The sequence below is a fragment of the Dermacoccus sp. MPR-E5 genome, from assembly GCF_058809565.1.
Genome location: NZ_JBXASS010000006.1, coordinates 102,266 through 125,538, shown reverse-complemented (window position 1 = coordinate 125,538; position 23,273 = coordinate 102,266). Strand labels below are relative to the sequence as shown.

General features: G+C 69.1%; 23 protein-coding genes. 7 read left to right on the top strand and 16 right to left on the bottom strand.

Translation table 11 applies throughout. From position 1 onward, the window contains the following. Positions 1–151 precede the first annotated feature (151 nt). Positions 152–2,644, top strand: a complete 2,493-nt coding sequence (locus tag AC1RS9_RS06375; protein ID WP_006943697.1) for a phosphoketolase family protein — start codon at positions 152–154, stop codon at positions 2,642–2,644. A 68-nt stretch (positions 2,645–2,712) separates the two neighbouring features. Here the strand turns inward: AC1RS9_RS06375 and fbaA are convergent, their stop codons facing one another. Both fbaA and AC1RS9_RS06365 read right to left on the bottom strand, forming a co-directional pair. Continuing rightward, positions 2,713–3,753, bottom strand: a complete 1,041-nt coding sequence (fbaA, locus tag AC1RS9_RS06370; protein WP_062257354.1) for a class II fructose-bisphosphate aldolase — start codon at positions 3,751–3,753, stop codon at positions 2,713–2,715. A gap of 142 nt (positions 3,754–3,895) precedes the next feature. Further along, the gene (locus AC1RS9_RS06365; RefSeq protein ID WP_243754930.1) at positions 3,896–4,696 is read right to left on the bottom strand and encodes a TrmH family RNA methyltransferase; all 801 of its coding nucleotides are present in this window, start codon (positions 4,694–4,696) and stop codon (positions 3,896–3,898) included. 112 nt (positions 4,697–4,808) lie between these two features. Here AC1RS9_RS06365 and AC1RS9_RS06360 point away from each other — a divergent pair, with 112 nt between their 5' ends. Both AC1RS9_RS06360 and AC1RS9_RS06355 read left to right on the top strand, forming a co-directional pair. Continuing rightward, entirely contained in the window at positions 4,809–5,489 is a 681-nt protein-coding gene (locus AC1RS9_RS06360) for a DedA family protein (RefSeq protein WP_038571631.1), read from the top strand. 137 nt (positions 5,490–5,626) lie between these two features. Further along, on the top strand, positions 5,627–6,394 hold the full coding sequence (locus AC1RS9_RS06355) for an inositol monophosphatase family protein (protein WP_208065469.1): 768 nt from the start codon (positions 5,627–5,629) through the stop codon (positions 6,392–6,394). Between the two features lie 268 nt (positions 6,395–6,662). Here AC1RS9_RS06355 and AC1RS9_RS06350 read toward each other — a convergent pair whose 3' ends face one another. Beyond that, entirely contained in the window at positions 6,663–7,691 is a 1,029-nt protein-coding gene (locus AC1RS9_RS06350; RefSeq protein ID WP_006943687.1) for an o-succinylbenzoate synthase, read from the bottom strand. A gap of 254 nt (positions 7,692–7,945) precedes the next feature. Between AC1RS9_RS06350 and AC1RS9_RS06345 the strand changes: the two genes are divergently transcribed. Continuing rightward, a complete protein-coding gene (locus AC1RS9_RS06345; RefSeq protein ID WP_492920890.1) occupies positions 7,946–8,767 on the top strand; it encodes an SDR family NAD(P)-dependent oxidoreductase in 822 nt (273 codons plus the stop codon). Between the two features lie 96 nt (positions 8,768–8,863). Here the strand turns inward: AC1RS9_RS06345 and AC1RS9_RS06340 are convergent, their stop codons facing one another. The 4 genes from AC1RS9_RS06340 to AC1RS9_RS06325 form a co-directional block, all read right to left on the bottom strand. Further along, complete coding sequence (locus tag AC1RS9_RS06340) at positions 8,864–9,184, bottom strand: DMT family transporter (RefSeq protein ID WP_006943678.1); 321 nt, start codon at positions 9,182–9,184, stop codon at positions 8,864–8,866. 13 nt (positions 9,185–9,197) lie between these two features. Continuing rightward, positions 9,198–9,551: a DMT family transporter gene (locus AC1RS9_RS06335; RefSeq protein WP_492920888.1), complete on the bottom strand. Its 354-nt coding sequence runs from the start codon at positions 9,549–9,551 to the stop codon at positions 9,198–9,200. A gap of 78 nt (positions 9,552–9,629) precedes the next feature. Further along, complete coding sequence (locus tag AC1RS9_RS06330; RefSeq protein ID WP_006943684.1) at positions 9,630–10,253, bottom strand: TetR/AcrR family transcriptional regulator; 624 nt, start codon at positions 10,251–10,253, stop codon at positions 9,630–9,632. Between the two features lie 291 nt (positions 10,254–10,544). Next, positions 10,545–11,516, bottom strand: coding sequence for a 1,4-dihydroxy-2-naphthoyl-CoA synthase (locus AC1RS9_RS06325; protein ID WP_492920886.1), 972 nt, complete (start codon positions 11,514–11,516; stop codon positions 10,545–10,547). Positions 11,517–11,793: 277 nt separating this feature from the next. On the opposite strand from AC1RS9_RS06325, the gene AC1RS9_RS06320 reads away from it, so the two are divergent. Continuing rightward, complete coding sequence (locus tag AC1RS9_RS06320) at positions 11,794–12,033, top strand: hypothetical protein (protein WP_492920884.1); 240 nt, start codon at positions 11,794–11,796, stop codon at positions 12,031–12,033. A 94-nt stretch (positions 12,034–12,127) separates the two neighbouring features. On the opposite strand, the gene AC1RS9_RS06315 is transcribed toward AC1RS9_RS06320, so the two are convergent. After that, entirely contained in the window at positions 12,128–13,039 is a 912-nt protein-coding gene (locus AC1RS9_RS06315; protein WP_281710940.1) for an EamA family transporter, read from the bottom strand. Positions 13,040–13,341: 302 nt separating this feature from the next. Continuing rightward, positions 13,342–14,085, bottom strand: coding sequence for an SDR family NAD(P)-dependent oxidoreductase (locus AC1RS9_RS06310; RefSeq protein WP_006943688.1), 744 nt, complete (start codon positions 14,083–14,085; stop codon positions 13,342–13,344). 98 nt (positions 14,086–14,183) lie between these two features. Between AC1RS9_RS06310 and AC1RS9_RS06305 the strand changes: the two genes are divergently transcribed. Together AC1RS9_RS06305 and AC1RS9_RS06300 are read left to right on the top strand one after the other, a co-directional pair. Then, the gene (locus AC1RS9_RS06305; RefSeq protein WP_492920882.1) at positions 14,184–15,518 is read left to right on the top strand and encodes an AMP-binding protein; all 1,335 of its coding nucleotides are present in this window, start codon (positions 14,184–14,186) and stop codon (positions 15,516–15,518) included. A gap of 44 nt (positions 15,519–15,562) precedes the next feature. After that, positions 15,563–16,447, top strand: a complete 885-nt coding sequence (locus tag AC1RS9_RS06300) for a 1,4-dihydroxy-2-naphthoate polyprenyltransferase (RefSeq protein WP_144694240.1) — start codon at positions 15,563–15,565, stop codon at positions 16,445–16,447. Positions 16,448–16,637: 190 nt separating this feature from the next. Here the strand turns inward: AC1RS9_RS06300 and AC1RS9_RS06295 are convergent, their stop codons facing one another. Genes AC1RS9_RS06295 through hemL form a run of 7 tightly spaced genes read right to left on the bottom strand, consistent with a single transcriptional unit; the run spans position 16,638 to position 23,113 of the window. Next, positions 16,638–16,886 (bottom strand): DUF4229 domain-containing protein, encoded by a 249-nt coding sequence (locus tag AC1RS9_RS06295; protein ID WP_006943689.1) that lies wholly within the window; start codon positions 16,884–16,886, stop codon positions 16,638–16,640. Positions 16,887–16,893: 7 nt separating this feature from the next. Beyond that, positions 16,894–17,976: a c-type cytochrome biogenesis protein CcsB gene (ccsB, locus tag AC1RS9_RS06290; RefSeq protein WP_492920879.1), complete on the bottom strand. Its 1,083-nt coding sequence runs from the start codon at positions 17,974–17,976 to the stop codon at positions 16,894–16,896. After that, positions 17,973–19,718 carry a cytochrome c biogenesis protein ResB gene (gene resB, locus AC1RS9_RS06285; RefSeq protein WP_006943686.1) on the bottom strand — a complete coding sequence of 582 codons (1,746 nt, stop codon included), beginning with the start codon at positions 19,716–19,718 and terminating at the stop codon, positions 17,973–17,975. Before resB ends, ccsB begins: the two co-directional genes overlap by 4 nt. After that, on the bottom strand, positions 19,718–20,476 hold the full coding sequence (locus AC1RS9_RS06280; protein WP_404603497.1) for a cytochrome c biogenesis CcdA family protein: 759 nt from the start codon (positions 20,474–20,476) through the stop codon (positions 19,718–19,720). The genes resB and AC1RS9_RS06280 overlap by 1 nt, the downstream gene beginning before the upstream one ends. Continuing rightward, entirely contained in the window at positions 20,473–21,075 is a 603-nt protein-coding gene (locus tag AC1RS9_RS06275; protein WP_006943681.1) for a TlpA family protein disulfide reductase, read from the bottom strand. Before AC1RS9_RS06275 ends, AC1RS9_RS06280 begins: the two co-directional genes overlap by 4 nt. After that, the gene (locus tag AC1RS9_RS06270; protein ID WP_115296973.1) at positions 21,072–21,791 is read right to left on the bottom strand and encodes a histidine phosphatase family protein; all 720 of its coding nucleotides are present in this window, start codon (positions 21,789–21,791) and stop codon (positions 21,072–21,074) included. The genes AC1RS9_RS06275 and AC1RS9_RS06270 overlap by 4 nt, the downstream gene beginning before the upstream one ends. Beyond that, complete coding sequence (gene hemL / locus AC1RS9_RS06265) at positions 21,788–23,113, bottom strand: glutamate-1-semialdehyde 2,1-aminomutase (protein WP_492920875.1); 1,326 nt, start codon at positions 23,111–23,113, stop codon at positions 21,788–21,790. The genes AC1RS9_RS06270 and hemL overlap by 4 nt, the downstream gene beginning before the upstream one ends. Positions 23,114–23,273: the final 160 nt, after the last annotated feature.

Sequence of the window (23,273 nt, the reverse complement as noted above, 5' to 3'; positions counted from 1 at the left end):
CGCCATTCAAGCATCGACACCCGACAACCCCGCCGCGGCGGGCCGGCAACACCCACGTCACACCCCTCACACCGCCGACCGACTCCACCGAGCGTCAGGACCAACGTCCCAGCCCCTTTCATCGCTCGTGCCGCACGACGAGAATGGAGGCATGACCTTCCACGTCAGCACCGCGACCCCCTGGCAGCCCTCCCCCGGAACCGAGCTCACCGACGCGACTCTCGAGACGATCCACCGCTGGTGGCGCGCCGCCAACTACCTGTCGGTCGGGCAGATCTACCTGCTCGACAACCCCCTGCTGCGCGAGCCGCTGACGCGCGACAACGTCAAGCATCGCCTGCTCGGGCACTGGGGTACCACGCCCGGGCTCAACTTCCTCTACGCCCACCTCAACCGCGTCATCGCCGAGCGCTCTCAGCCGACGATCTACGTCACCGGCCCCGGCCACGGCGGCCCCGGCATGGTCGCCAACACCTACCTCGAGGGCACGTACTCGCAGATCTACCCGAACGTCGGGCTCGACGAGGCGGGCCTGCGCCGGCTCGTGAAGCAGTTCAGCTTCCCCGGCGGCATCCCGTCGCACGCGGCACCCGAGACGCCCGGCTCGATCCACGAGGGCGGAGAGCTGGGTTACGCCCTTAGCCACGCCTACGGGGCCGTCTTCGACAACCCCGAACTGCTCGCGTTCACCGTCATCGGTGACGGCGAGGCGGAGACGGGGCCGCTCGCGACGTCGTGGCACTCGAACAAGTTCGTCAACCCTGTCACCGACGGCGTCGTCCTGCCCGTGCTGCACCTCAACGGCTACAAGATCGCGAATCCGACGGTGCTCGCCCGCATCAGCGACGAGGAGCTCGATGCCCTCATGCGCGGCTATGGCCACACGCCGTACGTGTTCGAGGCGGGCTTCGACGACGAGGATCCGATCTCGATCCACCGCCGTTTCGCGACGCTGCTCGACGAGGTGTTCGACCACATCGCCCGCATCAAGGCCGAGGCCGCCGAAGCGGGTGCCGAGAACGCCGAGCGTCCGCACTGGCCGATGATCGTCTTCCGCACGCCGAAGGGTTGGACGGGCCCGAAGACGATCGACGGCAAGGTCGCCGAGGGTCACTGGCGCAGCCACCAGGTGCCGCTCGCCAACGCCCGCGACACCGACGAACACCTCCACGACCTCGACGCGTGGCTGCGCAGCTACCGCCCCGACGAGCTGTTCGACGAGGCCGGCCGCCCAGCCGACGACATCATGGCCCTCGCCCCCGACGGCGAGCTGCGCATGGGCGCGACGCCCTACGCCAACGGTGGCGAACTGCGCATCGCCCTCGAACTGCCCGACTTCCGCGACTTCGCCGTCGACGCGGGCCGCGACGACGAGCGCGGCACCTCGGTCGCCGAGTCGACGCGGGTGCTCGGCGAGTGGTTGCGCGCCGTCGCAGCCGCGAACCCTGAGAACTTCCGCATCTTCGGTCCGGACGAGACCGCGTCGAACCGGCTGCAGGCCGTCTACGAGACGACGAACAAGCAGTGGATGGGCGCGTACGAGCCCAACGACGCCGAAGACCCGATGGGCCGCGTCGGGCAGGTCATGGAGATGCTGTCGGAACACCAGTGCCAGGGCTGGCTCGAGGGATACCTGCTCACCGGCCGCCACGGGCTCATGTCGAGCTACGAGGCGTTCATCCACATCGTCGACTCGATGTTCAACCAGCACGCCAAGTGGCTCAAGGTGACGAACGAGATCGGCTGGCGTCGACCCATCTCGTCGCTCAACTACCTGCTGAGCTCGCACGTGTGGCGTCAGGATCACAACGGATTCAGCCACCAGGACCCCGGTTTCATCGACCACGTCGTCAACAAGAAGAGCGACGTCATCCGCGTCTACCTGCCGGCCGACGCGAACACGCTGCTGTCGACGTTCGACCACGTCCTGCGCACCGAGCAATACGTCAACGTCGTCGTCGCAGGCAAGCAGCCCAACCCCGTCTGGCTCACGATGGACGAGGCCGTCCGGCACTGCGCGCGCGGCCTGGGCATCTGGGAATGGGCCGGCACCGAGGTCGCCGGCGAGGAGCCCGACGTCGTGCTCGCCTGCGCGGGCGACATCCCGACGATCGAGGTGCTCGCCGCGGCGAAGATCCTGCGCGAACGCGTGCCGGGGCTGAAGGTGCGCGTCGTCAACGTCGTCGACCTCATGCGCCTGCAGGCCGAGAAGGAGCACCCGCACGGCCTGAGCGACCGCGAGTTCGACACGATCTTCACACCCGACAAGCCCATCGTGTTCGCCTACCACGGCTACCCGTGGCTCATCCACCGCCTCACCTACGGCCGGAGCGGCCACAGCAACCTGCACGTGCGCGGGTTCATCGAGGAGGGCACGACGACGACGCCGTTCGACATGGTGATGCGCAACGACCTCGACCGCTTCCACCTCGTCATCGACGTCCTCGACCGTGTACCCGGCCTCGGTGCACGCTGCGCGGGGCTGCGTCAGGAGATGCAGGATCTGCGCCTCGAGGCACGCGCCTACGCCTACGAGAACGGTGAGGACCTCCCCGCCGTCGCGTCGTGGGTGTGGTCCGACGCCGGCGACACCGGCACCGAAACCGGTGGCCCGCAGCAGGACACGGGCGGCGACAACGTCTGATACCTGACACGCGAACGGCCCACCCCGATCATTCGGGGCGGGCCGTTCCTCAGCGGCGGGTCAGGCGATCAGGCCTTCTTGGCGGCCTTGCTCTTGCCGGCCGAACCGAGCTCGTTGCAGGCCTGGACGACACGCTTCGCCATGCCCTCCTCAGCGGCCTTGCCCCAGGCACGCGGGTCGTACAGCTTCTTGTTGCCGACCTCACCGTCGATCTTGAGGACGCCCTCGTAGTTGCCGAGCATCCAACCGGCGACGGGACGCGTGAATGCGTACTGCGTGTCGGTGTCGACGTTCATCTTGACGACGCCGTACGAGACGGCCTCGGCGATCTCCTCGGGCGAGCTGCCCGAACCGCCGTGGAAGACGAGGTGGAACGGCTTGTCCTCCGCCTCGGAGAACTTCGCCTTGACAGCGTCCTGCGCGTCCTTGAGGACGGACGGGCGCAGCTTGACGTTGCCCGGCTTGTAGACGCCGTGCACGTTGCCGAACGTCAGGGCCGTCATGTAGTACACGTCAGTGCCCGCGCCGAGCGCCTGGGCGGTCGCGATGGCGTCCTCCGGCGTCGAGTACAACTGCTCGTTGATCTCGTTGGCGACGCCGTCCTCTTCACCGCCGACGACACCGACCTCGATCTCGAGGATGATGTTCGCCTCTTTGCACTTGGCGAGAAGCTCCTGGGCGATCTCGAGGTTCTCTTCGAGCGGCACGGCCGAACCGTCCCACATGTGCGACTGGAAGAACGGCTCGCCACCGTTCTTGACGTTCTCGATCGACGCCTCGAGCAACGGACGGACGAAACCGTCGAGCTTGTCCTTCGGGCAGTGGTCGGTGTGCAGGGCGATGTTGACGTCGTACTGCTTGGCGACCTCACGAGCGAACGCGGCCATGGCGAGCGCGCCCGCGACCATGTTCTTCTGCGTCGGGCCCGAGAAGTACTCGGCGCCACCGGTGGAGACCTGGATGATGCCGTCCGAACCGGCCTCGGCGAAGCCACGGATGGCGGCGTTCAGCGTCTGCGACGACGACACGTTGATGGCCGGGTACGCGAAGCCCTCCTTCTTCGCGCGATCGAGCATCTCGCGGTAGATCTCGGGGGTTGCGATGGGCATGTCATCACCTCTCGTGTTGGCACAACAATGACGCGTTTCGGGCGCACTTCGTGAGCGGCTGGCCCGCTGCCTCCATCCTCGCACGGGGCGTCGCGCAACGGGGCGGGCGGCGGGAGTTTGCTTCGCCCGAGTTCCGGCCGCGTCAGGCGCGGGGGTGGGCGTCGCCGGCGTCCGCGTGGTTGCTTCCGATTGCGCTGCCATGGGCGTCGCCGTCGACACGCTGGCCGAACACGTGCCGTCGGATCCACGCGTGCATCGTGACGGCGGCCGCGGCGCCCGCGTTGATCGAGCGCGTCGAACCGAACTGGGCGATGTCGAGGACGGCGTCGGCGCGTTCGAGCGCGTCGGCGCTCACACCCGGGCCCTCCTGGCCGAAGAGCAGGACGCAGTGCTCGGGCAGGTCGAACGCCTCGAGCGGGACGCTGCCCGCCACGTTGTCGATGGCGATGACGGGCAGGCGCGTGGGGTGGCCGGCGGCGTCGACGGGCCCGGCCGTGGCGGCCCAGGCGAGCAGGTCGTCGACCGTGGGGTGGTGGAACTCGTGCTGGTAGCGGTCGGTCACCATCGCGCCGCGACGGTTCCAGCGCCGCCGTCCGACGATGTGAAAAGCCTTGGCGTTGAACGCGTTCGCCGTGCGGATGACGGAGCCGATGTTGAAGTCGTGCTCCCAGTTCTCGACGGCGACGTGAAACGCATGACGCGCCGTGTCGAGCTCTTCGACGATGGCGTCGTGCCGCCAGTAGCGGAAACGATCCTCGACGTTGCGGCGGTCGCCGTGCTCGAGCAGCTCGGGGTCGTAGCGCGGGTCGAGCGAGCCGTCGGGTGTGCTCGGCCAGGCGCCCTGCCACGGTCCGACGCCGACCTCGTCCGTGCCCCCAGCGTCAGCACGGCGGTGTTGTGCGTCGCCGTCGTCGATCTGTTTCGCCCCGTCCACGTCTGCCATGGCCGTCAGCGTAGGCGGGCGCGACGAGTTCACCATCATCCGGGTGACGCGCCGTACCTCACCCGCGCGTCTCAGCGGTTTCTTATCGCCCGCCGGTAGGCTCGGCCTCGTGATGCATGCCCTCGGCCCTCAGTTCATGGATCCGAACTACCTGCTCGCCCACTTCGGCGGCGCGTTCTTCTGGATCTCGCTCGCGATCGTCTTCATCGAATGCGGGCTCCTGTTCCCGATCCTGCCCGGCGACTCGCTGCTGTTCGCGATCGGCATGTTCACCGCGACGTCTGCCACGAGCGGCTTCGACATCCCCCTCTACGTCTCGCTGCCGGCTCTGTGCGTCGCCGCGTTCGCGGGCAACGTCGTCGGCTACGAGATCGGGCGGATCGTCGGCACCCCCCTGTACGAACGCGACGGCAGGGTGCTGAAGAAGAAGTACTTCGACCAGACGAACGCGTTCTTCGACAAGCACGGCAGCAAGGCCCTCGTCATCGGACGCTTCGTGCCCATCGTCCGCACGTTCATCACCGTCGTCGCGGGCGCGAGCCACATGGACCGCAAACGCTTCTTCACCTGGTCGGCCATCGGTGCCGTGCTGTGGGTGCTCGTCGTGACGTTCGCCGGGTTCTTCCTCGGCCGCGCCTTCCCGAGCCTCGGCAAGAACATCGACGCCGCCATCATGGTCGTCGTCCTCGTCAGCGTGCTGCCGATGATCTTCGAGTGGGTCAAGCACCGCAAGCGCGCCAAGGCGCTCGTCAAGGAAGCCGGCGACATCGTCGACCACAACCCTGACAACTGAAACTCGTCGCGACCACGCTGACGAAGCGAGCAACGCTGCCGCATCGAGAAACGCTGACGAGCGGCGCCCGGCCCAGGCCGCGGCGCCGTTCGTGCGTGCGGTTCGTCGGACGTCGCGTCACTCCCTAGGATGAGGGCGTGGATACCCAGGCTGTTCTGACCCTGCTCCAGCAAGCCGCCGAGACCTACATCAACCCCCGTTTCGAGGCGCTCGCCTCGCACGAGGTGACCGAGAAGAACCCGGGCGACCTCGTCACCGTCGCCGACCGCGAGGCGGAGGTGTTCATCACCGCCGAACTGCAGAAGGCCTACCCTGACGCGCTGATCGTCGGCGAAGAAGCCGTCGCAGCCGACCCGAGCATCCTCGACCGCATCGAATCCGCCGACCACTGGTTCACGGTCGACCCCGTCGACGGCACGAAGAACTTCGTCCACGGCTCACCGAACCACGGCGTCATGGTCGCCGAGATGCGCGGCGGCGACATCGTCCGCAGCTGGATGTGGCAGCCGCAGCTCGGGCACGCGTACGTCGCGGAGAAGGGCAATGGCGCCTTCCTCGACGGGGTGCGCATCGAGCCGCGCGTCGTCGGCGATGCCCCGAAGGGCGTGACGTCACGTCAGACGCGCGTCGGCGAATCACTCGACGGGCTGCCGCCGCTCGGGCTGTCGTGGGTGTGCTGCGCGGTCGACTACCCCCAGATCGCCTCGGGCGGCGCGGACTACATCCTGTACGTCACGACGAAGCCGTGGGACCACGCGCCCGGCGCGCTCTTCATCCGCGAGGCGGGCGGCGTCTCCGCCTACGCCGACGGCTCGCCCTACGACCCGCGCTACGAACTGACACCCAAGCCGCTGCTCGTGACGGCCGACGCCGCGCTGCACGAGCGGTTGCGGCCGTTCGTCTGATGACGCGCTGCGCTGCCTGCGTGAGTGGCGCCGATTGAGTGAGTGGCGCCGATTGAGTGGGTCGCGCTGGCTGCGTGGGGGCGTGGCCGTGTGAGCCGGCCGGCTGTCGGTTAGGAGCTTGCAACCCCACCATGCGGAATTACAGCTCCCAGCGGCGCCCCTGAGGGCCGAAAACCCGCCATGCCGGCTCGCAGCTCTGACCGGGGCATGACGAACCCGCGCCGAGCGTTGGTCAGGCAGTCTGCGTCGGTCAGGTGGTGAGCGTCGGTCAGGCGTCGCGCTTCAGGTGCTGGTAGCTCGCGATCAGTCGCTCGCGCCACCACTGCCGGCGCTCGGGGCTCGCGCGGTGACGCTCGACGCACGTCGGGTCGAGGTGGCGCGCGGCGGCGGCGCGAGCTACGTCGATCGTCCCGTCACGAGGGACGAGGGGGTCGGCGATGACGTCGCCGTCGAGCAGGTTGATCGTGCCGAGGCCGCACGCGTGATCGAGCTCGGTCAGAGCAGCCGCGAGCGCCACGCCTGCCGCCATCCCGGGGCTCGAATCGAGCGCCGAACTGACGACCATCGGGAGGCCTGTCTCGTCTGCGATGCGCAGCGCCGCGCGCACTCCCCCGAGCGGCGCGACCTTGACGATCGCTAGATCAGCGGCCTCGAGCTCGACGACACGCATCGGGTCGTCGGCCTTGCGGATCGACTCGTCGGCGGCGATGAGAACGTCGATTCCGTTGCGCGCGAGCGTCTTCCGAACGCGCGCCAGATCTTCGACGGGCATGACGGGCTGCTCGACGTATTCGAGGTCGAACGCAGCCAGTCGTGTGATCGCGGCGACGGCCTGGTCGACATCCCATCCGCCGTTCGCGTCGAGACGCACCTTCGCGTCGGCGCCGAGGCCGTCACGGACGGCGGCGACGCGGGCGACGTCGTCGTCGAGGTTCTGGCCCCTCTCTGCCACCTTGACCTTCGCGGTGCGGCACCCATCGAACCGGGCGAGCACCCCGGCGACGGCGCCGGCGGGAACAGCCGGGACGGTCGCGTTGACGGGCACCGTCGCGCGCACCGGCTCGGGCCACCCGAGGTACGCCGCCTCGATCGCAGCCGCGAGCCAGCGCGACGCCTCGGCCGGCCCGTACTCGAGGAACGGCGCGAATTCTCCTGCACCACAAGGCCCCTGAAGATAGGCACACTCGCGATGCTCGACACCACGAAAGCGCGTGTTGAGCGGAATCGAGACGACCTCGAACCCATCGAGCAGCTCATCGAGCGACGAGAGGGGCAGTTCAAGAGGCCGCGCGTTCATGCCCCCTATCGTCGCAGCAGCTTCCGCGATGCAGGCCCCGGGACACGAGCCGCCCTTACGCCACGTGCAGGCCCGCGCGTCCAGCCCGGGACATGAACTGCCTTCATGCCATCTGACGGCCATGCGCGGGCGGCGCTTCCCACACTCGCGCGCAGCACCCCCGCGAATACGAGCGGCAGGGTCGAATCGGCGCATCCTGCCGCTCCTACTCGACCGATTCGCTCGTGTTCAGGAGGCGGACACACAATGGCGTCATGACGAAGATCGCGCTCATCACCGGAACCTCCAGCGGCATGGGGCTGCATGCCGCCATCGCTCTCGCCAAGGCGGGCGCCACGGTCGTCGCGACGGTTCGTTCGTCCGACAAGGCGGGCGAGCTCAACGAGACGGCGGCCAAGGCGGGCGTCACGCTCGACGTCCGTGAACTCGACGTCACCGATCATGGCGCGGGCGAGAAGCTCGTCAATGCGGTCGTCGAGCAGTACGGGCGACTCGACGTGCTCGTCAACAACGCGGGGCGCGGGTGCGTCGCTACCGCGGAGACGCTCGACATGCTGACGATCAAGGAGCAGATGGAGACGAACTACTTCTCGGCCGTCGCGCTGACGCAAGCCGCACTGCCGCACATGCGCAAGGCCACGTCCGGCACGATCCTGACGGTGACGTCGGTCGGCGGCGCCGTCGGCCAGCCGTTCGCCGACGCCTACTGCGGCGCCAAGTTCGCCGTCGAGGGTTTCATGCAGTCGCTGTCGACGGTCGCCGCGGCGTTCGGCATCAAGGTCAGCGTCATCGAACCGGCCGCCGTGGCGACGAACTTCGTCGAGAACGTCCAGCGCGACGACGCGGGGCCGTACGCCGACCTGCTCGCCGCGTACATGAAGCGCACCGAAGGTGCCTTCGCCAACGCCCAGAGCGCCGAGAGCGCGGGCGAGGCCATCGCCGGGGCGGCCCTGTCGGACGAGTACCGCTTCCGCTGGCAGACGAGCGACGCGGCGACGACGTTCGCGGGGATGTCGCTCGCGGACCTCGACGGCTCGAAGGTGTTCGAGGCCACGCGGAGCTGGACGCAGGGCTGACGCAGCGCAGACAAGACGAACGCACCGGACGATCACGGATCGTCCGGTGCGTTCGTCGTCGGCAAGGCCGGTTCCAGAGCGGCGACGTCGAGGGCCTCAGGCGTGTGCGCCACCCTCGATGAGCACGACGCCGACGGCGATGAGGGCCATGCCGCACCACATCATGCGAGTGATGGGCTCCTTGAACACGAACCGGCTGACGAGTGCCGTCAGCGCGACGCCTGCGGCGGCCCAGATGCCGTACGCGACACCGATGCCCATGCCTTCACTCAGAGTGCGCACGAGCAGGTACAGCGCCAGGGTGTAAGCGACCCCGACCACGGCGTAGTACCGGGCCCGCCCCTGCGCTGCGACGCGCATGAAGGCCGTGCCGATCACCTCGCTGATGACCGCACTGACGAGGAAGATGTAGCTCACGCGCGCACCTCGTTCATCGTCGCGCTCGAACCGTCCTCGGCCGTGCTTGGGAGTCGGAGCCGACCTCGACCATGATCACGCCCCCGATGACGAGTGCGACGCCGCAACCCATCATCAGCGTGAAGGGCTCGCCGAACACCACCGTCCCGACGAATGCCGTGAGCGCCACGCCGAGCGCGCCCCAGATGCCGTAGACGACGCTGAGTGCCATGCCCCGGCGCAACAGCAACGCCAACAGGACGAAGGCGCCGAGGTCGGCGATGAGCGTGAGCAGAAACCACGCGGCGTCCTGCTCCGCGCGCTTCAGCGCTGACGAGCCGATGACCTCGCACACGACCGCGCATCCGAGCATCAGGTAGTTCTTCACGCCTCCTCCTCCTTCACGTTCTTGATCTTCTTGCCGGGCTTCGTGTCGGGTTCGTGTGGCGACGTGTGGTGAGGGGCGTCATCGTCGACGGCGCCGATCTCCGATGTGGCGCCCATGCAGGACGTCGTCAGCATGCCCCTGGTGCGAAGACGCTGCGTGTCGCTCGCCCTGCGTCTGAGGGGCGAGGAGCTGTTCGGCGAGTGCCTGCACGCCCGAGCGGCCGTCGTCGTCGAGGGGCAGGGCGCCGCTGGCGTCGGCGAACCACACGCCGTCGGCCATGAAGCGGGCGCCCTCGAGGCGTGCCCGCGTCTGCGGGTCGAGACCTTCGGGCAGCGCCACCCAGGGCTCGAAGTGCTCTTCCCAGCGGCGCGTGAGGACCTCGCGCAGGCGCGGATCTGCCATCATCGCGAGGTCTGCTTCGTCGACCTCGCCCGCGAGCATCCATCGGACGTACGCCGTCAGCCGCGGCCACGGCGACACGGGGTCGACGTCCGCCAGGAGCTTCTCCAGTTGGCGCTTCTGGTCGTCAGCCACCCGATCGACGACCGCGAGCATGAGCGCTTCCTTGGTCTTGAAGTGGTACATCAGCCCCGGCTTCGTCAGCCCGGCCGCGTGCGCGACCGTGTCGAGCGACACCGGCTCCTGACGCCGCATCAGCGCGAGCGCCGCGTCGAGGATGACCTCACGTGAACTCTGCCTCATGGCCTTTACTTTACCTTTCGGTTGGTAAAGTTCGAATGCCGCGAACGGGGGCTGGGCGCCGGCCTCTGCCTCTGCCTCTGCCTCTGCCTCTGCCTCGGGGGACGATGGACCAAAGCGATGAGCGCGCACCCCCGCGGGTGCGCGCTCATCGCAGATCACGTGTGGAACGCCCGGCCCGCCATGCGCGAAGACCGCGCCCTCACCTTGCCCGCAAATGCACCTGGGTGCATTTGCGCGCAGAGGGCGGCCCCCGGCCTCAGCAGGAGACGGCGCGGGCGGCCCTGGGGGTTCTCAGAAGTACCAGGGGAAACCCGACCAGTCGGGGTCGCGCTTCTCGAGGAACTGATCGCGGCCCTCGACGGCCTCGTCCGTCATGTAGGCGAGGCGCGTGGCCTCACCGGCGAACACCTGCTGGCCCATGAGGCCGTCGTCGGTGAGGTTGAACGCGAACTTCAGCATGCGCTGCGCCTGCGGCGACTTCGCCATGATCTCCCGCACCACCTGCAGAGCCTCGCTCTCGAGCTCGGCGTGCGGGCAGACGAAGTTGACCGCACCCATCCGGTGCATGTCGTCGGCGGTGTAGGTGCGGCCGAGGAAGAAGATCTCCCGCGCGAACTTCTGCCCGACCATCTTCGCGAGGTACGCCGAGCCGTAGCCGGCGTCGAACGAGCCGACGTCGGCGTCGGTCTGCTTGAACCGCGCGTGCTCGCGGGAGGCCATCGTCAGGTCGCACACGACGTGGAGGCTGTGCCCGCCACCGGCGGCCCAGCCGGGCACGAGGCAGATGACGATCTTCGGCATGGTGCGGATGAGCCGTTGCACCTCGAGGATGTGCAGACGCCCACCTTCGGCCTTGACACGCAGTTCGTCGACGCCGCTCGCGGAGTCGTCACCCGTTGGATCGGCCGCGTACTGGTAGCCGGAGCGGCCACGGATGCGCTGGTCGCCGCCCGAGCAGAACGCCCACTTGCCGGCGCTGCCGGTGCCCTCCGGCCCGGGGCCGTTGCCGGTGAGCAGGACGACGCCGACGTCCGGCGTGCGGCGCGCGTGATCGAGCACGCGATACAACTCGTCGACGGTGTGCGGACGAAAGGCGTTGAGCACCTCGGGACGATCGAACGCCACACGCACACAACCGAGTTCGCGACTGCGGTGGTACGTGATGTCGGTGAGATCCTCGAACCCCTCGACGGCGGTCCACGCGCTCGGGTCGAAGGGGTTCTCGGGCTGCCGGACGGCTTCGTCAGGGGTGGTCTCACTCATGCCGTCAGTCTAGGACGCGGCGGTGACGACCCCATCGCGCCACTCGAAGGGCGACGGTGGCGGCCCCGCAGCCCCGTGCACCCCTGCGATTTTCGTCCCCCTCCGTGAATTTCGTCCACATTCGCCACTGGCCGTGGCTGCTCACCCTTGGGGCGTCGTGGGGCACCGGGGCGTATCGCGGGAAACGATCCGCTTGGACGGAGGACCTGGGTCAAGGGAAAGGCAGATCGGGAGCGTCAACAGGCCGTCACGCCGCACGATCCGAGGATGACTCGACGTGGAACCCGCCGATGAGCTGCCTCGGCAGCGGCGCCATCGCGGTGTTGTTCATCCTCATGGCGGCTACCAGGCGCCATACCCGGAGAAGATGATCCGCTACAACCAGCGCTGGGGTTGGCAACCTCGCTGGGTGCGCGAACGCGCCACCTTCACCCCCAACGTCCTAGGAGCCCGCATCGCCGGCGCCGTGGGCTGCATCGTGGGCGTGGGTTTTCTGAGCAAGGCCCTGGCCGCCTGACGTTCATCTACGGGGACGCATGGTGCCAGTCTTCGTGGGACGGCGGCGATGTCGTCATGAGCATGCTTGCGTACACCGGCCGTCACGGGCGTCGTCACCCTCCGTGGATGGACGCGGCGAGCTCGTCAGGAGCATGTTCGGCGGCGACGCCGACCGTCGCGTCACGCCGTGACGCCGTGATGGCCGACCCCGCGCCGGCGACGACGACGAGGAGCACTGCTAGCGTGCGCGTCGCACCGAAGCCCTGATCGAGCAGCAGCCAACCCGCGAGCGCCGCGATGACGGGTTCGAGGGCGAGCAGCACCCCGAACACGGCCTTCGGCAGCCGCCGCAGCGCCGACAGCTCGAGCGCATACGGGACGACGGAGGCGAGGAACGCGGTGCCGATGGCGAGCGCGAGGTAATGGACGTCCGTCAGCCCCGTCCAGGCGCCCTGCGCTCCGAACGGGACGAGTGCGACGGTGCCGACGACGAGCGCCATCGCGAGGCCACCCGCGCCGTCGACCGCTCCCCCGACGCGTTCACTCGCGAGGATGTACAGCGCCCAGAAGAACCCCGCGCCGAGGACGAACGCGACGCCGACGAGGTCGAGCGAACCACCTGCGTCATCGAAACCGAGGATCATGACCCCGACGAGCGCCAGCACGATCCAGGCGAAGTCCTTGAGCTTGCGCGACAGGATCGCGGCCAGCCCGAGCGGGCCGAGGAACTCGATGGCGACCGCCGGGCCGAGAGGAATGCGCGCGATCGCCTCGTAGAACATCCCGTTCATACCTGCGAGAGCGAGGCCGAACGCGGCGACAGCCGTCCACTGCGAACGCGTCCAGGTGCGCACCCTCGGGCGCGTCACCAGCGCCAGCATGACGGCGGCGAGACCGAGCCGCAGCGTCGTCACGCCCGTCGCTCCGAGCGGGCCGAAGAGCTGCGTCGCGAGGCTCGCCCCGAACTGCAGGGATGTGCACGAGCCGATGACCATGAGAACGGCCGGGGCCGTCGAGGAGGACATGACGCTGGACGAGGAAAACCGTGACGGGGCCACCGAAGCTCCTGAACATCTGTGGGCCGCCGCAAACCCGGGTACTCACGACAGTGACCGCGCCGCGGTCACCACTGCTGACGGGCGCCACGATACGGCCGCGCCGCAACGCGTCGCCAGACGGGCTCAGCCCGTGAACCGGTGGCATGCAGACGGGGCCCTGGCAGCGTCGTCACCCAGCCCCGATCGCTCATCCCCAGCCCCGACCGCTCGTCCCTCACGCTCCGCGCTCGACCCACCGTGCCCCATCTGGGGACCGGCGGGCGAGAGCGTCAGGAGGTGCGGTGCACCTTGTGCTGCGCGGCCTGGGCGCGCGGACGCACGACCATCTGGTCGATGTTGACGTGCTCCGGCAGTTCGGCAATGTAGGCGACGGCGTCGGCGATGTCGTCCTGCGTCAGCGGCGCCTCGACGCCCTGGTACACGGCCGCGGCCTTGTCGGCGTCACCGCCGAAGCGGACGAGCGCGAACTCGTCACTCTTCACCATGCCGGGGTCGATCTCGCAGACGCGCACCGGCTTGTCGAACAGCTCCAGGCGCAACGCCCCCATGAGAGCGCGCACGGCGTGCTTCGAACCGCAGTACCCGGCGCCGCCCTCGTAGCTGACGATGCCGGCCGTCGACCCGATCGTGATGATGACGCCGTGTGCCGCCTCGAGCGCCGGCAGGAACGCCTGGATCGTCGCCGCGGTTCCGATGACGTTGACGTCGTACATGCGGCGCCAGTCGTCGAGGTTCGCGGTCGCGACGGGCTCGGCACCGAACGCGCCACCGGCGTTCGCGACGAGCACGTCGACGCGCGAGCCGGCCTGAGCGGCGAGGTTCTTCACGTCGTCGACGTTCGTCACGTCGCACTGGACGGCGCGCCCGTCGATCTCCCGGGCGAGTTCCTCCACCCGGTCGAGTCGCCGCGCCGCGCACACCACGTCGTACCCCCTCGCCGCGAGAGCGCGAGCCGATGCCCGCCCGATCCCGCTGCTCGCACCCGTCACCACTGCCACCTTGCGCTCAGTCATGACCCCATCCTGCCCGTCCTGGCCGCACCCCGCACCTGACGTCCGCCGGCGCGAGGCACCTCACCTGGCTCTGCCGGGCGCGTCGTACAGTGAACGTCATGCCTGAGCTCGTGCCGTTCGCCGTCGACCGCGCCGACATCACGCCCTACTACGAGGCCCTCGATGCCGCGCTCGCCGGAACCGGCCCGGCCCTCGCGCCCTACGAGGCGGGCACTCCGGCCCCCGACGTCCCGCGTCACCCCACCGACGCGCCCCAACGCCTCGCGCTCGTCGTCTCGACGAGCGGATCCACCGGCACCCCGAAGCGCGCGATGCTGACGAAGGACGCGCTCATCGCGAGCGCCACCGCGACCCACGAGCGCATCGGCGCGGGTACGTGGTTGCTTCCGCTGCCGCCGCATCACATCGCGGGCACGCAGGTCATCGTGCGCTCACTCATCGCGGGCACGACACCGATCGTCATGGACGCCTGGTCGCTCGAGCAGTTCACCAGGGCCACGACGCTCGTCGCCCGCAACGCGCCGCCCTTCTCCCCCATCCACACGAGCCTCGTCCCGACGCAGCTGCGTGACGTCCTCGACGCCGCCGAGCGCGACGACCCCGTCGGCGTGCGCGCTCTCGAGGCGGCTCGGCGCTACCGCAGCATCCTCGTCGGGGGCGCCGCGACGCCCCCCGACCTGCAGTCGCGCGCCAGCGACGCCGGGCTCGCCATCGTGACGACGTACGGCTCGAGCGAGACGGCCGGCGGCTGCGTCTACGACGGCGTCCCCCTCGCGGGCGTCGGCGTCCACGTCCTCGACGCTGACGACGAAGGCCTCGGTCGCATCGCCCTGTCCGGCCCGACGCTGGCGAGTGGCTACCTCGGCGACGCCGAACGATCGGCCGCGACGTTCGTCGCCGCACGCATTCTCGCCAGGCCCACGATCGACTCATCGCCCGTCGACTCCGCACCCGACGGCGACGCGACCCGCGAATCTGCCCCCACGGGCCTGTCAGAGCGCCGACGCAGCGAGGCGACACCCGGCGAGGCGACGCTGTTCCTCACCGACGACCTCGGACGCTTCGACGGCGCGTTGCACATCGAGGGGCGCATCGACGACGTCATCAACACCGGCGGGTACAAGGTGAGTCCGCGCGTCGTCGAGGACGTCGTCCGCGGTGTCGACGGCATACGTGACGCCGTCGTCGTCGCCCGCCCGCACGAGCGCTGGGGGCAGTGCGTCGCTGTGGCTGTCGTCACGACCGAACGTCGCGAGGCAACCGATGACGTCCTCGCGCGTCTCATGAGTGAGTGCCGAAAGGCGTTGCCGCCGTACGCCGTCCCGGCCATGGCTCGCGTGCTCGAGACGATCCCGCTGACGGGCGTCGGCAAGCCCGATCGCGCGCTCATCGCCTGCTCGCCCGAGTGGCACAATCTACGAGACCCCCGCTAGATCGCCGGAGCCCCGGCCCACACGACCTGGAGAACATCCCGCACATGGCCACCCTGAACCAATGGGTCGAGGGCGCGCGCCCCCGCACGCTGCCCGCCGCCATCGCCCCCGTCCTCGTCGGAACGGGCGCGGCCTACGCGATGGAGAAGGCGAACCCCGGCTATGCGCTGCTCGCGCTCATCGTCGCGCTGTTCCTCCAGATCGGCGTCAACTACGCCAACGACTACTCCGACGGCATCCGCGGCACCGACGAGGACCGCGTCGGCCCGGTGCGCCTGGTCGGTCAAGGCCTCGCGAACCCGGGCAACGTCAAGCTCGCCGCGTTCGGGTGCTTCTTCGTCGCCGCGTTCGTCGGCCTCGCGCTCGTCACGCTGTCGAACACGCCGTGGCTGCTGCTCGTCGGCGCCGCCGCCATCCTCGCGGCGTGGTTCTACACCGGCGGCAAGCGCCCTTACGGCTACATGGGGCTCGGTGAGGTCTTCGTCTTCGTCTTCTTCGGCCTCGTCGCGGTACTCGGCACGACGTACACGCAGGCCCACACGCTGTCGCCGTCCGCGTGGGCGGGCAGCATCGGCGTGGGCGCGATCGCCTGCGCGATCCTCGTGACGAACAACCTGCGCGACATCCCGACGGACGTCGAAGCCGGCAAGCACACCCTCGCCGTGCGGCTCGGCGACAAGGCCACCCGCACGTTCTACGTCCTGCTCATCGCCGTGTCCGTCGCCGCCGTCGCGGTGTGCACGCTGTTCCACGTCGCCGCTGCGGCGGGCTTCGTCGCCCTCATCGCCGCGATCCCGCCGGTGCTGCGCGTCATGCGCGGCGCCACGGGCCGCGACCTCGTGCCGGCCCTCGCCGGCACCGGCCGTTACCAGCTGCTCTACGGCCTGCTCCTCGGCGGCGGCCTCTACGCCGCGCACCTCATGCACTGACGGCCCTGACGGCTGCAGCGCCCACCACGCCGTCATCCGCTGCCAATCCGACGACGACAGCAGCAACGACGACAAAGACTTCAACACACGCGAAGGCCGGCCGCCCCTCGGGGACGGCCGGCCTTCGTCATCATTCGTCTGCGACCAGCACGCCCGGCCCGTCAGGGGCCCGGTGCGGATCGAGCGTCGATCAGTCCTCTTCGACGTCCTCGGCCTCACGCATCTGCTGCGCACGGGCACGACGCTTCTCGACGCGATCTTCGACGACGTCGACCGTCTCCTGACGGAAGCGGTTGAGCGCGAAGAAGCTGATCGCCGTCGACGCGAGCGCCGCGACGATGAGCAGCAGGAAACTGCGCAGCCCGCACAGGTAGCCCAGGCACACGCAGCCGAAGAAGACGAGGATGCGCAGAACGGTGTAACGAGCGACAGGTGCCATCAGCCGATCACAGCCCCGAGTAGGAGTGCTGGCCGACGAAGAACACGTTGACGACGCCGTAGTTGATGAGGATGCACGCGAAGCCGACGAGGACGACGGCGGCGGCCTTGCGTCCGCTCCACCCGACCGTCACGCGGCTGTGCAGGTAGGCCGCGTAGACGATGAAGATGACGAGCGACCACACTTCCTTCGGGTCCCAGTTCCAGTAGTGACCCCAGGCCTCCTGCGCCCAGATGGCGCCGCACAGGACGGTGAACATCCACAGCGGGAACGCGATGATGTGCACGCCGTAGGAGAGGCGGTCGAGGGTCTCCGAATCGGGCAGCGAGCGCAGGAAACCGCTGCTCTTGCCCCTCTCCTCGCGCGTCTTCTGGGCGAGGTACAGCGCTGTGATGACGAAGCCGATCGTGAACAGGCCGACGGACAGCGTCGCGACCGTCACGTGGATCGACAACCAGTACGACTGCAGCGACGGCATGAGCTTGCTCGCCTCGGTGTAGTACACCTTCGCCGCGAGGATGAGGAACAGCGTCGCGGGCAGCGTGACGAACGCGCCGAGCCAGCGCACGTCCTTTCGCAGGCTCCACAGCAGGAAGCACACGAGCAGGAACGCGGTACCGGCGAGGTCGAACTCGTACATGTTGCCCAGCGGCGGGCGGTGCACGGCGAGCGATCGCATGACGATGCCCGCGATGAGGAACGCGGCACCCAGCCACGTCAGCGCCATGCCGGTGCCGGCCCACTGACGCTTGTGACCGTCGGCCGGGACGTCGGGGGTGCCGTCGCCGTCGAGGTCACGACGTTCGCGGGTGCGTTCGAGTACCGCCGTCGCACCACCGACGCTGGCCGTCGACGACGCTGCCGCGCCGGCGCTCGTGGCCTCGGCGCTCATGGCGTCGGCCTCGACAGCAGCCTCATCGGCCGCGCCTCGGCGTCCGGCCCGCGCCTGACGGCCAGGGGCCTGGGCGAGATCGACGCAGAACGAGAGCATCGCGAGGGTGAGGACGAGCGCGGCCGCATACACGGCGCGCGTGGAGTTCTGCGCGAGGGTGCTGTGCGCCTCGTCGATGAATGCGAAAGCGGACATCATGCCTTACCTGTCGTCTTCGTGGTGGGGGCCGCCGCGCGGCTGATGCGTTCGAGGATGTCGTCGACCGCCAGCGCGAGACGAGGATCCTCACCCTTGGCGAGCCCACCGATCTCAACCACTGTACGCGCGTCGGTGTCACCATCCGTAGCGGGACGGACGCGGACGAACACGCGCCGACGACGGATCGTCAGCGAAAGCACGAGGCCGGCGAGTGCGAGGACGCTGAACAGCAGGGCCGGCCCCTTGCCGGGGTCGTGACGGATCGACAGCCCCGCCCACCGTGGCGCCGCGTCGAACGTCACGGAGCCGAGGTTGTTCGGCAGCTGCACCGTCTGGCCGAGGGCGAGCTGCAGACGCACCGGCTGGCCCTTCTCGTCCTTGAGCTGCGTCATCGTGCCGGTGTCGAGGCTGAACACCGACTGCGGGCGACCGTTCGGGTACAGGTCGCCCGTGAACGCCGTGAGGTACAGCGCCGGCGCCTTGGCGTCGGGGAAGGCCGAGCTCGGGCCCAGGTTCGGGTCGAGGTAGGCCGTCGGCAGGAAGAAGCCGGTGAGGCCGATCTGCTTCGGTGAGGCGCCCGAGATCTTGAATGCGCCGGTCGACTTGTACTTGTTGTCGATCGACAGGAACGGCGTGGATTCGTCATACAGGACGTTGCCCTTCGCGTCCTTGAACGTGATCTTCGGGGCGTAGCCGTTGCCGAGCAGGTACACCTCGCCGCCTCCCACCTTCAGCGGGTGGTTGACCTTGATCGTGTCCTTCTTCCACGCGCTGTTCGCCGACTCCCGGTAGTCGACGTCGGCGGTGAAGTCGCGCGGTTGACCCCACTGGCTGCTCGTCGGGTCGACGTTGCTCTCGAACATCACCTTGAGCGTGTTCATCTTGAGCGCCCAGTCGGGGATGTCCTGCTCCGCATCGACCCACGGCCCGAGCTTCAGGGTGTCGTAGCGCGACGGCGTCGAGGCGAAACCGCTGCCCTCGGGGACGATGACGTCACCGCGCCAGCCCCAGACGTGCCCGGCCGCGACCGAGACGATGATGCCGATGAGGCTGAGGTGGAACAGCAGGTTGCCCGTCTCGCGCAGCATGCCGCCCTCGGAGGCGACCTCGAACTCGCCCGTGCCCTTGCGCAGCGCGAACCGCTTGCGCCGCAGGACGGTACGCGTCGCGGCGATGACCTGCTCGGGGGTCGCCTCGAGCGTCACCTCGCGGTGCGCGGGAAGGCGTGAGAGGCGGCGGGGCATCGCGGGCGGGCCCTGCCGCATCGCCTTGTAGTGCACCCGGACGCGCGGGATGATACAGCCGACGAGCGACACAGTCAGCAGAAGGTAGATGGCGGCGAACCACGGCGAGCTGTAGACGTTGAACATGCCGAGCCGGTCGAGCCACGGCGCCAGATCCGGATGATCGAGGCGGTACTGCGTGACACGCTGCTCGTCGATCGAGTGCTGCGGGAAGATCGAGCCCGGCACGGCCCCGACCGCGACGAGCAGCAACAGGAACAGCGCCGTGCGCATGCTCGTCAACTGCCGCCAGAACCAGCGCAGGCCGCCGAGGAACCCGAGACGCGGCTGCGTCACCGTCGCCCGATCGTCCCGCGAGGACGTCTTCGTCGAGTCTGCGTCGGCCGCATCGTCACGGGGCACGTCGTCGCGCGCCGCACCGCCCATGGATGCCTCGCCGTGAGCAGCGTCGTCGACGCGGAACGCGCCGGGTTCGGGGTTGTCTGACGTCTTGGCCACTAGATCACCGGTTCGAACTGATTGACGAGATGGGTCTGGATGTCGGCGATGAGCGAGTTCCACAGACCCGTCACCATGAGCACGCCGATGGCGATCATGAGGCCGCCGCCGACGAGCTGGATCGGACGATGCCGCGCGCGCAACCACTTCGAGGCGCGCTCGGCGCGGCTCCAGCCGGCCGCGATGAGAATGAAGGGGATGCCGATGCCCAGGCTGTAGCAGGCGGTGAGCAGCAACCCGCGCCCGTTGACGCCGCTCGATCCGAGTGCGGTGTTGGCCGCGAGGATCGCGCCGTAGACCGGCCCGACGCACGGCGACATGCCGAGCGCGAACACGGCGCCGAGCAGCGGAGCGCCGAGCAGCCCCGCGGCCGGGCGCCAGCGCACGGTGAATCCGCGCTGGCCGAGCACGCCGAGGAACAGCAGGCCCATGACGATGACTAACACCCCGCCGACGCGCAGCAGCAGCGTGTCGTGGGCGCCGACGGTGTCGACGAAGAACGACAGCGCGGCCTGCAGGCCGACGAACACGACGGAGAAGCCGAGGACGAACAGGCACGCGCCGAGGATGATGCGGGTGCGACGCTTCTCGTCGGTCAGGCCGGTCACGTAGGCGAGGAAGCCTGGTACGAGTGGCAGCACGCACGGCGAGGCGAACGAGACGAGCCCCGCGAGGGCAGCGAAGAACATCGCGAGCGGCAACGCGCCGTCCGCGACGATCTGTCTCGGCGAGTCGCTCGCCGCGAGCAACGCGATCAAGCCTTCTCCGCCAGCACCTTGTCGACCATGTTGCGCACCGTCGTCTCCGTCGTCGCCCCACTGACGCGCGCGGCGATGCGGCCCTGCGCGTCGAGCACGAGCGTCGTCGGGGTCGCGGAGACCTTGCGCTGAAGGCCCTGCAGGTTGGCGCCGTCGTCATTGGCCAGGGACGGGTACGTGACGCCCCACTTCTTCAGGGTCGAACTGGCGACGGCGTTCGAGTCACGCTGGTCGATGCCCATGAACACGACGTTCTTGCCCGCCTTCTCGTACGACTGCCACGCCTTCTGCAGGTGCGGCATCTCGGCCCCGCACGGGCCGCACCAGGCGCCCCAGACGTTGAGCACGACAACCTTGCCGCGAGCCTGCTCCACGTTCCAGTCGGTGCCGTCGAGCAGTTTGCCACTCAACGTGACGGGCTTGTCGCGCTTGGCTGCGGGAAGCTCCTCGACGGTTCCGTCGCCGCCGACGTAGCCCTTCTGGTCCTGCGCCTGCTTGCTGATCTCGTCGTTCTTGCCGTCACCGCACGCCGTCGCACCGAACGTCAGAGCACCGGCAGCGATGACGGCGGCGGCGCGCCGGGTGATGCTGCTGCTCATGCTCCCACCGCATTCGTCGAGGCGGCGAGCAACCGGCCGGCGGGTTCGGTGTAGCGCACGTCGGTGATCTCATCGTCGATGAACTCGATCGTCGTCACCGACGCGAGCGTGCACTCGCGCGAGCGCGGGTCGTGCCACAGGCGCTTGCCCTCGGCGAAACGACGCGCCGTCCACACCGGCAGCTGGTGGCTGACGATGACGGCCTCGTGCCCGGATGCCGCATCACGAGCATCACGGATCGCCGCATCCATGCGCGCGGCGATCTCGTCGTACGGCTCGCCCCAGCTGGGGCGGAACGGGTTGGTGAGCTTCGGCCAGAAGCGCGGCTGCATGAGCTGCTTGGGGTTCGAGCCCACCGTCATGCCCTCGAAGTCGTTGCCTGCCTCGATGACACGCTCGTCGAGCGTGACGGGCAGACCGAGCTTGTCGGCGATCGGCGCCATCGTCTCCTGCGCTCGCTCGAGCGGCGAGCTGACGAGGTGCGTGACGTCGCGTGGCGCCAACCACTGGCTCGTCAACTCGGCCATCTCGTGCCCGAGCTCAGAGAGGTGGTATCCATCGAGGCGCCCGTACAACACCTTCTCGGGGTTGTGGACCTCGCCGTGGCGCACGAGGTGCACGAGCGTCGTGACGGGCACCCGCGGCTCGCTGACGGCAGCGAGCGACGGCTGCGGCGTCCGCGACGGATCGGAGGTGGCGTGCTCGGACATGCTCACAGTGTCGCAGCCGAGTCTGTGGACGCCGCGGCGCGCGCCGCGGTCGGCAGCGCTTCGACGATGTGCGCGACGGCCTCGTCGTCGTGACTCGCGGAGACGAACCAGGCCTCGAACGACGACGGCGGCAGGTGCACGCCCTGGGCGAGCATCGCGTCGAAGAAGCGGGCGAAGGCATGGATGTCCTGTTTCTTGGCGCCGTCGTAGTTCGTCACGGCCTCGTCGGTGAAGAAGATCGAGAACATCGAACTCGCCCACTGCACCTGGTGCGGGACGCCGGCCTTCGTCAGCTCGCTCGAGGCCGCATCGGCGATCGTGTGTGCGACGCGGTCGAGGTGCGCGTAGACCTCCGGCGTGCAGGCCTGCAGCGTCGCGAGGCCGGCGGCCGTCGCGATCGGGTTACCGGCGAGGGTGCCCGCCTGGTAGACGGGGCCGTCGGGTGCGAGCAGCTCCATGAGGTCGCGACGCCCACCGAACGCGGCAGCCGGGAAGCCGCCGCCCATGACCTTGCCGAACGTGAACAGATCTGGCGCCGTCTCACCCTGCTGGCCCTCGTGACCGAACCAGCCGGCCGCGGAGCAGCGGAAGCCCGTCATCACCTCGTCGGAGATGAGCAGAGCGCCGTGCTTCGTGGTGATGTCGCGCAGCGCCTTCGTGAAACCGGGCACCGGCGTCACGACGCCCATGTTGCCCGGCGAGGCCTCGGTGATGACGGCGGCGACCTCGTCACCGTGCTCGGCGAAGGCCGCGTCGAGCGCGTCGACGTCGTTGTACGGCAGCACGATCGTCTCTCCCGCACTCGAGGCGGGGACGCCGGCCGAGTCGGGCAGGGCGAACGTCGCGAGGCCGGAGCCGGCGGCGGCGAGCAGCGCGTCGACGTGGCCGTGGTAGCACCCTGCGAACTTGACGATCTTGCTGCGCTGCGTCGCGCCGCGGGCGAGACGGATGGCCGACATCGTGGCCTCCGTGCCGGAGGAGACGAGGCGTACCTGCTCGACCGGCTCGACGCGGCTGACGATCTCGGTGGCGAGCGCCACCTCGTTCTCGCTCGGCGTGCCGAAGCTGAACCCGCGCGACGCGGCCTGCTGCACCGCGTCCATGACGCGCGGGTCGGCGTGGCCGAGGATCATCGGCCCCCACGAGCAGATGAGGTCGACGTAACGGTTGCCGTCGACATCCGTCAGCCACGGCCCCTTCGCCTCACGGATGAAGCGCGGCGTGCCGCCGACGGCGCGGAACGCGCGCACCGGGGAATTGACGCCGCCTGGGGTGACCGAGCGGGCGTGATCGAGCAATGCCTGAGACGTCGAGGTGTTCTGGCTCATGCGCATCATTGTTCCATCGCGCACTGACAATCCCCTCCACGCCGGCCCCCTCACGGCCCGTGAGGCCCACCACAGCAGCGTCGCGTCGTCGCACCCGCGACGGGGACGGCCGGTGCGCGCCGTCGCAGGGAACGTCCCGTCATCCTCCTCGCTCCGGGCG